Here is a 16,379-nt window from a genome sequence, read left to right as displayed (position 1 = left end):
ACAATTCCCTAATTTGCAGCGTCACTGCAACAAGTCAATCTCAACCCGACGATTAAGTGCACGGTTGGCCGTGCTGTCGTTTGGTACTATCGGATTGGCATCGCCATGCCCTTCAGGCCACAACCGGCCACGCAAATCTGCACCTGATGCCAACGCATCAGACATGGCGTTTGCGCGTGCCAGAGATAAATGCCAGTTAGATGGGTATTTGCTGGTGAAAATCGGCACATCATCGGTATAACCGCTTACCAGAATACGGCCTTCCGTGCCCTCCAATGCTCGGGCTATCTTTATCGCAACCGGCATAAAGCCTTCATTAATACCATTGCTGCCGGTGCTAAAGAGCTGATCAATACCGACACGGATCCTCACCCGATCCGGAAGTTCTATCACCTGCAGCAAGTCGCGTCGTATCTCTGTTTGTAATAGCTGTTGCAGCCGGATGGCGTCCTGATGTGCTTTAGCAGAGGCTGGCTGCTGGCTGTTATCCTGCTGCCAACTGACCAGATTATTTAGCTGCCGGTGAACGTCATTGGAATATTCATTTATCTGATAATTTAGGTACATGTAGCAGCCCAATAAAGCTGCCGCCACTACAGATGCCATCACCCATAACGGAAATTCTTCGGTTAGCTGATTGGCGGCCACCACCTGACTGCGCCAGCCGGGTGATAACTCGCGCGCGGGCTCCCCCCGCACCGAGCGGATAGCTTTAAATGCGCGCTCACGATACTGCTCCAGTTTCTCGTAACCGCGCTCTTCAACCCGCATCTTGCCGACAAATCCAAAAGACAAACACAGGTATTGCAACTCCAGCAGTTGCAGATGACTTTTCGGTTCGGTAATAGCTGCATCGAGCAAGGTAAAAAAGTATTCACCGCCGAAGGTTTCATTGTGAAAGGTAGACAGCAGGCTCTCAGCCGCCCAATCGCTATTACCGCCCCAGCTGGTGTTAAGTACGGTTTCATCTATAAAAGCACACATGCAATAACGGGCTTTTTCAATCACCTCGCTGGCAACACCTTTATGGCGTAATTGCTGCTCGTACTGGTTTATCAACTGAGTACACTGGGTTTTTAAGGTAATGACATCAGCATGTTGCTTAGTACTGCGAATTGGCGATACCAGCGAAAACAGCGCACCGGCCTCATCAATCAGCAAGTTGTCACTTACCGACAATACCTGTAACCGCTCGCGCTGATCATTACTACGTACATTTGCTGAAAAGCGGGTTTTGTCATTATCATCATCAGCCACCGCTGCCACTGCGGCAGCGACTGGTTTTGCTACTCCCCTGCCACCAGGCCGGGGTTTCATTACCGTTTTATCAGACATAGCGTGTCATCCATGGTTGTCAGATCGGGTTTAAGCTTTAATTGCCCATAACTCCAGTTTTAACCCGGGGTAGTTGCCCGACAGGTGCAGCGCTAAGCCACCGCTGTTTGCCAGCCGCTCCCAGTAAATACTGCCTTTATCTAACTGAAAATAATGATAACCCGCGTGATAAGGTACCTGGCGTGGGGCCACGGGTAAGCCGGTAACAGCAATACCGGGCAACTGGTTATTTACCAGCTCACGAATATGTTCGACCGGACCAATTTTCAGCCGCGCAGGTAAGTGTTTACGTATATCATCGGCCGGTAAGTCAGCCGACACCGCCAGCACAAATTGGGCATATTCCAGCAGGGTTTTGTCAGTTAATGGCGAAACTAAAATGCCAAACTTAGCTTGTTCCAACGGCAGAGCCTGAGCCGTTTGCTCCAGTACCACACTGAGTGTCTGGTTCATAATAACGCCCAGATTGCCGAACACTGCCGTCAGGTCATCGTGCTGATAACGCGGAAACTGCGGTGGCCGTTTTTGCCTTGCCGTAAAGGTTGCTAATTCACCCAACATCGAAATCATCAGGCGGTATAACGCCAGCGGATGCTCCAGCACGCCGGTTTTCAAGTGATGTAACAGTGGCTCGTAGCGGTTAAGCACCTGCAGCATTAAAAAATCAGCTATCGAGTTTGCCGTGCCCTGGCCTTTGCCTAACCTGTCGGCCAGCGCATCTGCACGCTGACACAACATACCCAGTGCTTCGGCCACAAAAGCTTTTAACTCGTTATCCTGGGAAATATCCAGCAACGGCGGGATAAACTTTTTCACCAGTTGCACTTCGCCCTGTTCGCTTACTTCTTTAATGCGCGCTACCGGCAAGCAGATAAAACCACCTCGATCTTCTGACTCCAGCTTAAATAACAGACGTAACTTGGCCAGTTGCAGCAGCTCAGTCGCATCTTCTGACAGGCTGTTATCAGCAGCTGTGTGTTCGGCAAAACTAAACCGGCTGATCTGGTTTTGCTCTGCACTGCTGATGTTCTGGCCTCGGCTTTTATCTAAGGCCAGACACAGATAGACTTGCTGATCGCGGCAGCTTTTATCAATTTGAACCGGCGCCGGTAAGGCTTCTACTTCAGGTAATTGCAGTACAGTGCCATCACTAAGTACCGCATCAAGTTGGCTTAAACCAAATTGGCCAAACTTAAGACATTGATGATCGATGCTCAGCCGGCGTACGCCAAAACCATAAGGCAGCTGCATCGCCAATTGTTGCTGACGACTGTATTCAAAATAGCGCTCCTGCTGCTGGAAGTGTTGCGGCCGTAAAAACAAACCTTCTGTCCAGGCAATGCGGCTGTAGTCACTCATATCGGCTCCCTGCGCCAGTTAACTTATTGTTTGCGCTCAACGTCATGTTCGCGGATATACACGGCCAGTTTGTCAACGTACACGTAGAAATCGTCATAGCCGGTTGGTTTAACATCCACCACCGCGCGCCATCTGGCACCTTCAATATCACGGTATGCCGCCACTACAGCAACGGCTTTGGTCGCAGGCTGTAAGCTCATTTTGTATTCATTGCGTTGGCCTGGCTCAAACACCAGCTCATCTTTTTTCAGCAGATCGGTGCGCAAAATCGATTCCGGGTTATCGTACAGTGCAAAAAAATCCTGATTTTCAAATACCGTTTTCGATGCCAATTCATATACACGGATGATGACTGGCGATGGCCGGTTATCAAAATCAGGATTAATATCTGCAGCTACCCTAAAATGCAGTTTGGTAGAAGGTGGAAAAGTTGCATACACTGCCTGGCAGCCGGCCAGTACCATTATGCTAATACAAACCAACACGCATATTTTTATCAGTTTCATTGTTACCACTCCATGATGTGTTGCTGTAACCTTTGCAAGTGTTAGGACTTGCGCCGTAAATACGCTTCATAAGCAGCAATAAAATCATCGTTTACGCCGCTGTGTTCTTTGCGCTGCATCTCCTCGAGTAATTCCTGATGCAGCAATTTGTATCTGGCCCAGCAACGCGCCTGACGCTGCGCCGGGTTAAGCTTGTCAACCAAACCGCCACCAATATCTGTTGCTTCCAGTTTTTCAGGTGCCAGCTGCACCAACATGCCGGCCATAGCGCCTTTAGCGCCGGCAATAATGGCCGCTTCATGCTGGCTGATATCGGCAAACGCTTCTGCCAACGCTTGTTTCGCCGGCATAAAGCTGCTACCTGGCCGGTTAAACAGGTTATAAAACGCATCTTCTAAATTGGCAGAGAACTTCAGGGGGTTATTTTCGCGTTGCTGAAAAGTAGTCTGGTTAACACGAAAGCGGTTTTTTACCTGCGAGCGCTCACGCATAACACTAAGTACACCTTGCAACGACTGCGCAAAGGCCAGACCTAATTGCTCCCACCAAACTGCAGATCCCAAAGTTTGCGCATTGACATCAGCGACGGCTAAACCGCGTAAAAATGCCTGCATACAAGCGTCATCATTGACGCTGGTAGCTTTAGCTGGTGCTGCTGTCTGGGTGCGTGGCAATGGCGAAGAGGCGGTGCTGTTGAGCTGTGGCTGCAGTTCATCAACTTGCCAGCTATTATCCCAGTCATCCGGGATCATTGCCGCCGGTGCCAAAAAGTGCTGATCTAATTCTGCCGGTTGTGCCGGTGCCATAGCCGGCCTTTCTGCGACCGCGCTTTGCGGGTTAGAGTTTGTTGTCACATTAGCGTTACGACTGGCCAGCAAAGGTGCCATTAAATCATCAATCAATAAACCTGCCGTAGCCGGAGCAATGCCCGCTTTGTCGCTAGCATTGCTATGCTGCTCTTTAACACTGTTATCAGCACTTACAGCTGTCGCACCGGCGTCTACCAGTGCAACCTGAATTTCGTAGTCACCCAAACACAAAATATCACCATGTTGTAAGGTATGACTGTTGCCCGCCCCTAATGCTTCTACTGCTCTGTTAACAAAAAGACCATTGGTAGATTTATCCACAATGCTATAGTTGCCAGCACTAAAATGAATAAGTGCATGCACACCAGAAACCACCCGCTCCGGATCTGGCAGACACCAATCTGACTGCTCTGAACGGCCCAGCGTGCCGCCAGCACTGTCAAAACGTTTAACTGCAACCTGTCGCGGCGATAATCTGTGATAACTCAGTACTGACAATTCAAGTAACATATCCATTTGCCTCACCTGATACTCCCGCCACGTACACCGCCAAGCGTTAACGACTTAGCACATATTATTTACCTTAAAACAGCGCGAAAGGTTAAGTTAAATTTATTGTTGCGTCAATAGCTGCAAGGTTAACAGGAAGATAAACGTCGCCGTGACAACCAGGCAAGATTGTGAAATAATTACGCAAATTTGTGAGCTGTAAAGTACAGAAATCACATTAACACCTGAGTGCCGGTACAAGGAGTAGCATATGACAACATTGGAACACACCAGCGTAGACACTAAGCAAAACGCCACCGCTGATGCCGATAAAACCCGGTACGCTGTAAAAACACCGTCTCCAACCGAGACCGCACCTGTGCAGCCTGTTGCGGCGTTGCAGATAGGTCAGATCATCAAAGAACGCTACGTGCTGGAAGATAAAATTGGATCTGGCGGTATGAGTGATATATACCGCGCCACCGATCTATTCTTGCAACAAGCCGGAGTAGCAGATTGCACCGTTGCCATTAAAGTGCTGCAGCAACAATTTGTGCATCAGGCTGAAGCCTTACATTTATTGTTGCAGGAAGCGCATAAAACGCAGCAATTGTCGCATCCGAATATAGTAAGGGTGTTCGATGTCGACCGCGATCAGCAGCACTATTTTATCGTAATGGAGTTTTTGGACGGTGAAAGTCTGGAACAAGTCATTAAGCGCTACAAGCCAAAAGGCTTACCGCTTAAATCGGCCATCAAGTTGTTGCAGCAAATTGCCGACGCCCTCACCTTTGCCCACCGGATTGGCATAGTACACGCCGACTTAAAACCGGCAAATATTATGGTAAACCGGTCAGGTACCGTAAAAGTACTGGATTTTGGTGTATCGCAACAACTGCAGCTTAACCACGACATTTATGCTGCCGAACAACACAATCACAGCACCCCTCTTAGTGGTTATACGCCTGCTTACGCCAGCCCTCAGTTACTGGCCGGTAAGACTCCCAGTGTCAGTGATGATGTGTTTTCATTTGGCTGCCTGTGCTACGAATTACTTAGCAGTAAGCACCCCTATGAACGTCTGCCTGCCGATCAGGCGCAGCAACAACAAAAACAGCCGCTAAAACCGGCACATGTTAATCAGTTGCAATGGCAGGCTCTAAAAAAGGCGTTGCAATTTATGCCGGAGCAGCGTGCTATCAGCCTGCAGCAACTGATGCAACGCTTACATTTTAATCTCTGGCTGCCGGTTGGCATCAGCGCAGCAACACTTGCCGTCGCTTTTGGTGTTGCGCAGTATCATACAGGTCAGCAGCAACAACTGGCGCAATATGGTGAGAAAGCCCGCCAGGCTGAACAACAGCAACAACAATTTCAACAATTAAGTAGCGTTAGCGCAGCCCAGCTGCTGCAACAGCTAGAGCAAACCGACACTCCGGCCTGGTTACGTCAGGCGCTGTTACGCAATCAGCAGACAACGGTATTAAGCCATTTTGAACAGCAGATAGACAGCCTGATCAGCGATCGCAGTTTCACTTACCCGAATTATCCGCAAATTGAGCAGCTGTTAGCTCAGGCAAGTGCCTTGTATCCCGACTCTCACTATCTGGCGCAAATTAGCAGCAACATCTCACGCAGTAAGCAAACTGCGATAGATGTATTACGTAATCAACTGCGCCAGCTATTGCTGGAGCAGCAATATCAGCGCCAGGCACAGGACAGCGACCCTTATAAAATACTGGCGGAATTACAACGTATCGACAGCAACTATAAAGTCAGGCCAGATGATGCCGAAGCAGAAGCTTATGTCAGCGCCTATCAACAAGCCGTTGCCACAAATGATGCCGGCGCCTTACAGCAACTGATTGCTATAGGTCAGGAATTATTTAGCAGCCACAGCAACACTCAGGCTTTGGTGCAACAAGGCACTGTACTGGCGCAGGCCGTTAACGACATGGCGGCATATCGCCAGGCGGTAGCGGAGGGAAAAACAGCAGAGTTTCCTTATAAGGCAGCAGAGTTATTTTATCAGCATAGTTTTAGTTTGCTGCAGCAAGAACTGGCGGCCAGTAGCAAAGCCGCAGAGGTCGATCAGGTATACGACAAACTACAGCAATTTAATGCATTGGTACCGGTTAATTTTTCGTTGCATGTTGGCATGCGCCGCCAGTTAGCCGACAAATATCTCAGTCTGTCTACCGAGCTGTTGCAGTCTAATCAGGTGCGCACCGCAGAACGGCTAATGCGCCGGGCCAACGAGTTAATGAGCAGTATTAACAGTTAATCAACGATAGAGATCCAACGCCTGGCATAACTGGCGAATACCGAGCAAAGTGCGCGGCGTAGTGCGGTACAGCTGATCGGCGTTTAGCGAAATAAACTGCTGCTGTTTTACTGCCGGCAATGTTGCGTAACGTTGCCAGTAGGCGAAATCAGCAACAGTTCCGCCCCGGCTGGCCTGGATAATCACCTCTGGCTGGCTCTGCAATACCTGCTCGATCCCTACCTGCGGATAATCGCCTTTAACATTAGCAAACGGGTTGTCAGCCTGACACAGTTGTAACATTTGCTGCGGCCAGGCCTTGTTTGCCACTGTACTAAGCGGTGCAACTGACATGGCAAAAAATACCTTTACCGGGCTTTTCTGCTGATAATCAGCTCTAAGCTGTTGCAGCGCCGTTGCAAATTCAGCCGCTTGCCGGGCCCCCTGATCAGCATGCCCGGTCAGCTCCCCCAACTGCTGCAGCTCTGTGCTGATGTCATCAAGCGAAAGCGGATCAGAAAATGCCAAACGCAACCCCAGTTGTTTCAAGCGGTTTACATCGGCTGCCGGTGTACCGCTGCGCCAGGCGATCACTAAATCTGGCTGCAATGCCAACAATGCCTCAATGTTCACTCCGGCAAAATTCGCTACCCGGGGCAACGTCAAAGCCTGCTGCGGATAGTCACTAAAGTCACTTACCGCAACGACCTGTGGCCCGGCGCCTATGGCATACAACATTTCCGTAATATGTGGTGCCAGCGCCACTATCCGTTGTGGTGCAGCATCTTGCTCCCTGGCGTAGCCTAATACACTGCTACCCAACAACAAAACCATCAGTAGATATTTCACCAATCCAGTCCCCGCTGCGCTTTAATGCCGTTGTCAAAGGCATGTTTAACATTTTGCACTTCACTTACTGTATCGGCCAGCTCAATAATGCGCCGGTGACATGCCCGGCCGGTTATCACCACATGCTGTTGCGCCGGCCGCTGTAACAGCGCCCGCTCTACCCGCTCAACGGCGATATAATGGTAACTAAGCATATAAGTCAGCTCATCCAACAACACCAGATCAATACTGGTATCCGCTAAATACTGTTCAGCCTGCTGCCACACCTGTTCCGCCGCGGCTATATCTGCGGCTTTATCCTGCGTATCCCAGGTGAAACCTGTCGCCATGACGGCAAAAGTTACGCCGTGCTGCTGCAGTAAGTTACGCTCGCCACAATCCCAGCTGCCTTTAATAAACTGCGCAACCGCAGCTCGCATACCATGACCGACAGCACGCGCTACAGTGCCAAAACCGGAGGTAGATTTGCCCTTACCATTGCCGGTAATAACCAGCAATAAACCTTTTTCGTCAGTTGCATGCGCTATGGCTTTATCCACTTCAGCTTTCAACCGTTGTTGCCGGCTTTTGTGCCGCTGCTGTTTTTGTTGTTCATCTGTCATAAGAGTTGTTAGTGTCCCCGGCTACGCATTAGCATTAAAAAGAATACACTACCAAGCAGCGAGGTAATCACCCCAAGCGGGATCTCTTGCTGTGGCAGTAAAGTACGGGCCAGATTATCTACCCAAATTAAAAATATAGCGCCGCTAAGCACACTTCCAAGTAACAAGGGTACGGCCGTAACGCCGAACAATTGCCGGACGACATGTGGGATCATCAGGCCGACAAAGGCAATACCGCCACATTGCGACACGATAACAGCGGTTAACAAGGCGGTTGCCAGTAATAATATCAGCCGCACCGCTATAGTATTAACTCCCAGAGTACGGGCGCTATCATCGCCCAATAGCAACGCATCCAATTGCCTGCGCAGTGCCAGCGCCAGCACCAGTACCAGAGCCACAGCCGGCAGTAATAACCAGACACTAAACCAGTCATTACGGCTTAAGCTGCCCATTAACCAAAACATTATACGATTAGCGGCGAAAGGCTCAGCGAAATACAAAATAAAACTGCTGACAGCGCTAAGCATAAAAGATACTGCCACGCCGGCTAACAAGGTTGTTTCCATTTTTTGCCAGCGCTTACCGCTGCACGCTGCAAATACCAACAGCACCGCGAATAAGGCACCGACAAAAGCACCGAGCGCCTGGCTGATATGGCCAGCTGGCAATACAACACTAACCAGAGTTGCACCAAGGCCAGCGCCTGCCATCAAACCAAACAGATAGGGATCTGCCAGCGGGTTGCGGCTGACATTTTGCAAAATTGCCCCGCACATAGCCAGACCAGCGCCTACTAATGCAGCACACAGCAAACGAGGCATACGTATTTGCCAGATAATAGTGTGCTGCAGGCTGGCTGCACTGCTGTCAGCAACCAGCACCTGCCATAATTGCCCGGTATCGATAGACGCACTGCCGAGCATCAGACTAATGAATAAGCTGGCCAGCAATGCTGTCACTGCGCCAATCATGGCCAGTTTGTAATAACGTTTACTCATCAGGACGCTACCTTACCGCTTTGGGCTGGTGGCATAAAACTGACCTGCAGCTGGCCGTGCTGCTGGTGGATCTGACAAGGCAAATCGAACACCCGCTGTAATATATCAGGCTGCAATACCTGCTGCGGGCTGCCAAATATTACCTGGCGGCCTTGATCGAGCAGCAACAGCTTGTCGCAATACCAGGCCGCCAGATTTAAATCATGCAGACAGGCCAAAACAGCGACCCCTAATTGCTGTGTCAGTTGCAAAACCTGATGTTGGTATTTCACGTCCAGATGATTTGTAGGCTCATCTAACAGTAGCAAACGCGGCTGTTGCACCAAAGCTCTGGCAATAAACAAACGTTGCAGCTCGCCACCAGATAAGGTGTCTACCTGCTGCCCGGCTTTAGCTGCCAAACCGACTTTTGCCAAAGCACGGCTTACAATAGCGATATCATGGCTGGTGTTTTGCTCAAACCAGCTTTTGTGCGGTAACAGGCCCATAGCGGCAACCTGCTCTGCCGTTAAAGCAAATAGCGGTAATGTAGTTTGGTTTACTACCGCCACAGTGCGCGCCAGCTCAGTGGCAGTGTAATTGTCCAGCGCTTTGTGCTGTAAGGTGATCTGCCCGGCAGACGGCGCCAGTGTCCGCTGCACAAGACGCAGCAAACTGGTTTTACCGGCACCGTTCGGGCCAATAATGCCAATAAATTCGCCATCCTGCAGTGCAAAATTTATATCCTGCAACACCCTGGTGTCGGATAACTGCAACGATACCGCAGACAGTTTCAGCACAACTCACTCCTGACAAATGCAGCAGCCAGCTCCGCTGAAAAACGGTGCAGACGCTGCTGTGAACTCCCGCACAGCGGTGTAAACCAATTGATTGGCAGGTCTCCTGACTTAAAGTGATAACCCACAATCCCCTTCCCGGCAGCGGCCAGTGGTTACAGATTGCAGCACTTATTACAGTTGCGGGTACAGTGCAGGCATCTCACCTGCTTCCCTTTTAGCGGCTGGGCCGCACCAAAACGCGGCTAGTGTAACAGATATTTTTACGACGCAGAAAAACAAAGCGCCGGCATTTGGCCGGCGCTTTTTTAATACACTTTTTACTGAATTAGCTTAATTTAATGCTGCCAGTAAGGTTTTATCCAGGCCATCTTCATTAAGAATTTTTACAATCGCCTGACAATGCTCTACGGTAAAATCGCCTTCAGCAATTTGTCCATTGAGCATATTGCGACGTTTCATCACGATATCGGCCACCATTTTCTGGTTATCTGAATTATCGCCTAACTTAGCAGATAGCTTATCCAGGTGCGGGTACAAATGTTTTTCTGCATCATAAGCAGCGGCCCGCACCGATGGATGAAAATCCTCACAGGCATTTAAATTCAGCAAATAGAAATTAAGATAACCGGCCACTGTTACCAGTTTATAGTCTTGTGTATTGGCAATCGCTGTACTGGACAATACGGCAGAGGCGATAACGGCGCTGACCCACTTTTTCATTTTGACTTCCTGTTGTTCCGCTTGTGTTGCTATTCAATCTAAACAGATTGTGCCATTTTTGCAATCTTAACTGGTGAAAAAGCTAATGCCGACAACCAGCCAGGCGTGATCCTGGCGCCAGCTACTTAGCTGCATTGCATCATGATATTCGCTGTTGCTAATTAGAACCTCAGACTCATAAGCTGAGCACCGTCGCCGTAACCCAGGCACAGTTGTTGGTTGTCGACGGGAAAAAAACCCTGTTTTTGCCAGAATGCGGCAGATTGTTGTACGGCAACCAGGTTAATTTGCTGAAAACCGCCCTCTTTAGCTGTTTTAATAAGGTGCGACACCATCTTAGTGCCAAGGCCATCGCCAGCAGCAGCTTTTGATATAGCCAGATCATGCAAAAACAATATGGGCCCAGTGGCGCCATCCGGCAACGTCTGATACAGCTTTGGTGCTGTTTCGCTATGCCAGCAGTGCGCCAACAAGTAAGCCACCAGTTTGCCCGCTTGTTCATATACAAAGCAGCTTGCCGGTGAGTTTAGCCATTTACTTTTCAACACATCCACACTCTCAGGTTCAACCTGAAAATACGCCTCGGCCTGCAGCGCAACTATTTGTGGCCACATTGCTTCAGTAATAGGTTTAATCGACATTTGTACTTCCTTACTGCCTACTGCTATTTAACGGTTTACATACTCATACTGAACATTGCTGCCTAAAGCCTGTTGCCGCAGCCATAAGATACTTTTTCGCAGCAACATGCATTTTTGCTGCCTTAATTTAAAGGCCGTAAGCCACGCAGCGCTCAGACAATGCTGCGAAATTATCAGGATTTACGCAGGCAGAGCCGGCATTACCGCTGTGATCTCCCCACAACAGCTCAAGCTCATTATCCTTCATACGCCACAGATTAGGCAGGATCCCCTGATCATCACCCGCTGCGATCGTGGAAGCAAGCATAAAGACTGCTCCGCCAGCTGCCGCTACGGCATGCGGCAACCAGGGTTTGTCAAAGGACTTAACCACTGTTCTGGCACCTTCTCTGATAACTTCAAATCGACGTTTCCCCCAATAGGCAATCCAGAGCGAGCCATCTTCGTAGTCTGCATCAAACACCCGGTTGCCCATGAAAGCTGGCTCTGACGTCAGCTCCTGCAGCAACTTGGACCAGCCTGTTAAGATGCTGCCATCCTGGGTCGTTAGCCACGCCTCTGACTCGCCGCGAATGAGTAATAAACCGCCCTGGACCTGCCTTACTCCGAAAACAGCGACGGGCCACTCCAGCCATTTCGATGCCGAGCCATCTTCATTCAGCAGGTACAGGTTGGGATAGCGCGCGAAGAGAAAGCCTCCGCCTTCAATCGCCGCGAAGCCGGCTTCACCAAATCGATGTGGATCATCAAACCAGGGCAGAAGTTCTTCAGGTGTCGCACCGACGGAAGCTATCAGTAGTCGGGTTCTGTTTGTCTGCCTTGCATGATCGAAATATCGTTCTACAAGATAGACTTTTCCATCCGGAGCCGGTGCCATCATCCAGTCACTGGCAGAAAAAGAAGATATCAACCAGGAACGTACACCCGTCTCCTCGTCCCAGCTCATAACACAGGCGTGATGGTCGGGACTTTCAACCGGGCAAACGTAAGACCACAGCACTGTCCCATCGATCACCACCATACTTCCTGTCGGGTGCGCCAATGCAGAATGGCTTGTCGCTAAAATAAACAGTAGTGCCAATAAACGTGTCATTTAAACCCCTGTGCTATCCACACGTTTGCAGTACTAACAATAAACCAGATTGCTGCAACTCGTTGTTTAGTGTGCAAACAGTGGTTAAGTATGGTTAAACGCAGCGGTTTGACGCAGCAGCCAGCGCTTTTTATCAACTATAAAGTTGGCTTGTTAAGGCAAACTAAATTTTACACGCGCTATAAGCCTGAGCATGGTTAGCTGACTTTCGCGTCGTAAAATCTAATTGTATTGTTGTTAAGACCGGTTGCTTTTGAGCATTGTCAGCCCCGGGTGTCCACTGCCATTTTCGCAATGCGTCATATGCCTTTTTATTAAATGTTGTACCAGGAAAGCTTTTGATTACCATCAAATTTTGCGGCTTGCCATCGCCGTCGATTAACAGCGTAAATTCTACACAACCCGATATACCCTTTTCACCTGCATCCGCAGGATATTCAGGAGCAACCTTGCGCTTAACCACCCAATACTTTTCAACGGCTTCTTTGTTACTAATTAAATCCAATTGCCCTGTACCAGCTGATTGATTTACTGTCGAGCAAGCACTTACTGTTAAGATTGCCGCAACGACTAATAGGTTTGAATTTTTCACTTAATGTCCTTAATGCCAGCAGCCAAAACAACTGCGCGATACGTGTTAGCAGGCTTTTTTGATAAGTCGTTATTTAAGCAAAACACGACCTACTGATTTCTCACCTTGTAGTGGGTTGAAATAGCTAGACGCGCTAAAAGTTAAAATAAAAAAATTAATACACACTCTCTTCCTTTTAAGGATATCCATAACACCGAGATTTAGCGCGAACAGCGGCGCAGCATTAAGGTCTAGCAACCATAGGCTGCGAATTGCAGGGCCTTGATACTCATTGAGCCTTCTCCCCAGCCCAACCATTTGGCTAAGCTGGAAGGCGACCAAACCAAAAAGGAGAAGACCCAATGAAATTTTATACTACACAACATCCGTACTATTGTGGAATTGATTTGCATGCCCGCTCTTTGTACGTCTGCATTTTGGATGCGAACGGTGACACCATCTTACACCGCGAAATCAAAGCATTGCCAGAAAATCTACTCAATTTATTAACACCTTACATCGGCAATATCGTGGTTGGCGTTGAATGCATGCACTGCTGGTACTGGGTCAGCGACTTTTGTGCTGAACACGGCATCGATTTTATTCTTGGACACGCTTTATATATGACAAATTCTTCAGGAAAGAATTTGGACAGCTTTAGCTGGCCCGAAGGGAAAAGGACAGGAAGTACTTTTCAACGCCATTCATGGCGGCAAAGCCAAGAATGACCGCATCGATTCCTATAAGATTGCCCATCTTATTCGCGGTGGTAATTTCCCGCTGGCCTATGTGTATCCGCCACAAATGCGCGCTGCCCGTGATTTATTGCGCCGTCGCACCCGTATCGTCCGTCACGGTGCCGATTTAAAAGCGCACGTCAAAAACACGGTTAGTCAGTACAACTTGCCGCCTACTAATTTAGACCTCAAATATCCTTATGCCCGCGAAGCAATGCGTGATTGTTTTGCAGATCAGTTCGTGCAGCGCAATGTTGATTTGGATTTAAACATCATCGCGTTTTACCGCCATGAACTCAGCTCCATCGAGTGTTTTATCGAAAAGCACGCCAAGCATCACAACGGCAGTGACTACCATATCCTCACTAGCTTCCCTGGCATTGGTCGCATTCTGGCACTGACGATTTTGTATGAAGTTGGCGATATTGCCCGCTTTAGCACGGTACAGGATTTTGCATCCTACAGCCGGCTGATTAAATGCAAAGCTGAATCCGCAGGTAAAAGCTATGGCACCCAGGGCAATAAAATTGGCAATGCCCATTTGAAGTGGGCCTTCGGTGAGATTGCCGTGCTTTATCTGCGCGGTAACGATAAAGCCAAAGCTCACTTGCTCAAATTACAAAAGCGCATGAGCAAAGCCAAAGCGCTGTCCGCTTTAGCGCATAAAGTCGGTCGATGTGTTTATTACATGCTGAAAAACCAGAAGGTGTTCGATGAGAAGCGATTCCTAGCCGGTTAAGTCGCGGGACAAGGTGAGCTGAACGTCTAACTGGAACACCATGGCTGATGCTCAAATGATGGTTGGGTAACCCTTAGCAATAAGCTGAACCACCCACCTTCTGGCACACTGCCGTAGCCAGCTTGCTTGATTAGACACCTTGTCGCCGCGCATTTACCATCAGCAAGATGGTTTGCACCTGTGCTGAGCCTGAAACTAACTGGCTTTAAGCCCGACGCCTTGAATAGTGCCAGCAACAGGTTAACCGATGAATGTCTGGTGCCCCTGCTGTCAGCAAGGATGCTGAAACCAGCAGGCACTCATTGAGCATGAGATAAGAGAGCCCCGATATGTGTTTGTTGCAGGCTATCGCCTGGCAACCATGATGACAGATGAAGCAGTCTATCTTGCTGATGGAACAACAGACTGGCCGCTACCGCGGCCAGAAGAGCGGTATTACCTATTGACTCCGAGAAGGCTCATATGTGTTAAGCGCCACCGCACTCATGTAGCTGAAGGATATAATTTTTTTGGAACCCACCATATGTAAGCGGCCATCCCAAATAACTCAACCAATGACTGAAATACGATAACTACAACCGTCAGCTCAAAGGATGAAGGCAGAGAGAGTGCTAGGGGAAGAACCACAAATGAATTCCTGCTACCTAAACTGAAGGCAAGAACTCTGCCTTGATCTGTTGGTAATGAAAATATTTTTGAAAGCACTAAAGATAAAAACCCAGCTATCAGAAGAAATGCAGAAAATACTGCAAACAAGCTTGGGAGTATGCCCAATGAATCAATGACCACATTGATTTGTGCCGCTGCTATAGAAAACACAACCAATGCCAGTAGCGGAACGGGAAACCAGCCAAAAGCATTCAGAATAGCTTCTCTGCCCTCTCGCTTTTCAGCCCATTTTTCGGTTGCAAATGCCGCCACCAAGGGGAGGACGATAAGTCCGAAGAAGGCCAGAATTAGCTCTCGCTGCATTACGCTGGTTGTTATTTCCGAACCAAGGAAATGCCATATATAAACTGGCAGGAGGATTAGCTGAAGCAAAAGACTAACAGGCGAAAAGGCAATAGCCCGTTTAGTATCTCCTCCACCCAAGTGTGTGAAAGTGATAAACCAGTCAGTACATGGAACCAATAACACCAAGAGTATGCCCAACTTGACGGCAGGCAAGTTGGGTCCAGTGGACATTAACCCCCATACAATCAAAGGAAGAACAACGAAATTGCCAATTACCGCCGCCAACATAAAGCGGGAGTCAGAGAATGCTTCTTGCAGATGCGCCAGAGGGACCTGAGTAAAAGTCGTATACAGAAGCATGCCTAGCAGTGGCCACAAAGCCCACTCTAAAATCTGTGACTGTGCAGGAAATTTCATCCCGACCAACAACCCTAAAAGGATTCCGGTCAGATAAATAAATACTTGATATTTTTCCAGTGTCTCTCGTTTCAATGACCTGAACCTCGTTGATCGAATACCGCTTAACGCCCAAAGCAAGCGCGCGGTACGCGTCGCCTTGCCTTTGTTTGTTAGCAGCCTACACCGGACTTGCGCGGCTTGCCGCACTGGCAAACCGAAACAGCAGCAGACTGCTTTTAATTAAAAACTTAACCGATTAACTGCGACACAGCGAGCCAACCGGAACCTGTAAACTGTTTAGCGAAGCCACGAAGAACAACGCTACCGCCACCACCGTTTGCAGTAAACCCGAAAACTGGCGAACTTTAAAGTATGGCGCTGCCGCTAAGAAAACGAAACGCGAGCAAGGCCGGAATAAAACTAATGACTGAAACCGTTAAAACCCGAAAACCTGCTAACGCTTTAGCGTTTTATCCGGCACGTTGTTCAGTGACGGCTAAACGCCTGTTGAACGGCCCGGTTCGCTTATTTTT

General features: G+C 49.0%; 14 protein-coding genes, 1 pseudogene and 1 riboswitch. Of the genes and pseudogenes, 2 read left to right on the top strand and 13 right to left on the bottom strand.

Annotation, left to right across the window (positions count from 1 at the left end; genetic code table 11):
• Positions 1-21: 21 nt before the first annotated feature.
• The 4 genes from icmH to tagH are packed head-to-tail and all read right to left on the bottom strand — an operon-like array spanning position 22 to position 4,525.
• On the bottom strand, positions 22-1,335 hold the full coding sequence (icmH, locus tag MN202_RS10475) for a type IVB secretion system protein IcmH/DotU (protein WP_335736068.1): 1,314 nt from the start codon (positions 1,333-1,335) through the stop codon (positions 22-24).
• A 30-nt stretch (positions 1,336-1,365) separates the two neighbouring features.
• Complete coding sequence (tssK, locus tag MN202_RS10470; protein WP_335736067.1) at positions 1,366-2,694, bottom strand: type VI secretion system baseplate subunit TssK; 1,329 nt, start codon at positions 2,692-2,694, stop codon at positions 1,366-1,368.
• A 23-nt stretch (positions 2,695-2,717) separates the two neighbouring features.
• Positions 2,718-3,200 carry a type VI secretion system lipoprotein TssJ gene (tssJ, locus tag MN202_RS10465; RefSeq protein ID WP_335736066.1) on the bottom strand — a complete coding sequence of 161 codons (483 nt, stop codon included), beginning with the start codon at positions 3,198-3,200 and terminating at the stop codon, positions 2,718-2,720.
• Between the two features lie 41 nt (positions 3,201-3,241).
• The gene (gene tagH / locus MN202_RS10460; RefSeq protein WP_335736065.1) at positions 3,242-4,525 is read right to left on the bottom strand and encodes a type VI secretion system-associated FHA domain protein TagH; all 1,284 of its coding nucleotides are present in this window, start codon (positions 4,523-4,525) and stop codon (positions 3,242-3,244) included.
• A gap of 244 nt (positions 4,526-4,769) precedes the next feature.
• On the opposite strand from tagH, the gene MN202_RS10455 reads away from it, so the two are divergent.
• Positions 4,770-6,782, top strand: a complete 2,013-nt coding sequence (locus MN202_RS10455; RefSeq protein ID WP_335736063.1) for a serine/threonine-protein kinase — start codon at positions 4,770-4,772, stop codon at positions 6,780-6,782.
• Here MN202_RS10455 and MN202_RS10450 read toward each other — a convergent pair whose 3' ends face one another.
• The 8 genes from MN202_RS10450 to MN202_RS10415 form a co-directional block, all read right to left on the bottom strand.
• A complete protein-coding gene (locus MN202_RS10450; protein WP_335736062.1) occupies positions 6,783-7,610 on the bottom strand; it encodes a cobalamin-binding protein in 828 nt (275 codons plus the stop codon).
• Positions 7,607-8,212 carry a cob(I)yrinic acid a,c-diamide adenosyltransferase gene (gene cobO, locus MN202_RS10445; protein ID WP_335736061.1) on the bottom strand — a complete coding sequence of 202 codons (606 nt, stop codon included), beginning with the start codon at positions 8,210-8,212 and terminating at the stop codon, positions 7,607-7,609. Before cobO ends, MN202_RS10450 begins: the two co-directional genes overlap by 4 nt.
• Before the next feature lie 8 nt (positions 8,213-8,220).
• Entirely contained in the window at positions 8,221-9,213 is a 993-nt protein-coding gene (locus MN202_RS10440; RefSeq protein WP_335736060.1) for a FecCD family ABC transporter permease, read from the bottom strand.
• On the bottom strand, positions 9,213-9,992 hold the full coding sequence (locus tag MN202_RS10435) for an ABC transporter ATP-binding protein (RefSeq protein ID WP_335736059.1): 780 nt from the start codon (positions 9,990-9,992) through the stop codon (positions 9,213-9,215). Before MN202_RS10435 ends, MN202_RS10440 begins: the two co-directional genes overlap by 1 nt.
• Before the next feature lie 76 nt (positions 9,993-10,068).
• Positions 10,069-10,243: riboswitch (cobalamin riboswitch) on the bottom strand.
• Between the two features lie 79 nt (positions 10,244-10,322).
• Positions 10,323-10,712 carry a hypothetical protein gene (locus MN202_RS10430; RefSeq protein WP_335736058.1) on the bottom strand — a complete coding sequence of 130 codons (390 nt, stop codon included), beginning with the start codon at positions 10,710-10,712 and terminating at the stop codon, positions 10,323-10,325.
• A gap of 161 nt (positions 10,713-10,873) precedes the next feature.
• The gene (locus tag MN202_RS10425) at positions 10,874-11,353 is read right to left on the bottom strand and encodes a GNAT family N-acetyltransferase (RefSeq protein ID WP_335736057.1); all 480 of its coding nucleotides are present in this window, start codon (positions 11,351-11,353) and stop codon (positions 10,874-10,876) included.
• A 127-nt stretch (positions 11,354-11,480) separates the two neighbouring features.
• Positions 11,481-12,446: a hypothetical protein gene (locus MN202_RS10420; RefSeq protein WP_335736056.1), complete on the bottom strand. Its 966-nt coding sequence runs from the start codon at positions 12,444-12,446 to the stop codon at positions 11,481-11,483.
• A gap of 163 nt (positions 12,447-12,609) precedes the next feature.
• A complete protein-coding gene (locus tag MN202_RS10415; RefSeq protein ID WP_335736055.1) occupies positions 12,610-13,038 on the bottom strand; it encodes an energy transducer TonB in 429 nt (142 codons plus the stop codon).
• Between the two features lie 341 nt (positions 13,039-13,379).
• Between MN202_RS10415 and MN202_RS10410 the strand changes: the two are divergent.
• A pseudogene (locus tag MN202_RS10410) lies at positions 13,380-14,493 on the top strand (IS110 family RNA-guided transposase).
• A gap of 483 nt (positions 14,494-14,976) precedes the next feature.
• Here the strand turns inward: MN202_RS10410 and MN202_RS10405 are convergent.
• The gene (locus MN202_RS10405; RefSeq protein ID WP_335736054.1) at positions 14,977-15,939 is read right to left on the bottom strand and encodes an arsenic resistance protein; all 963 of its coding nucleotides are present in this window, start codon (positions 15,937-15,939) and stop codon (positions 14,977-14,979) included.
• Positions 15,940-16,379 lie beyond the last annotated feature (440 nt).

Source organism: Rheinheimera muenzenbergensis (assembly GCF_036984005.1).
Lineage (GTDB): Bacteria > Pseudomonadota > Gammaproteobacteria > Enterobacterales > Alteromonadaceae > Alishewanella > Alishewanella muenzenbergensis.
This window is presented reverse-complemented; position numbering and strand designations above follow the sequence as displayed.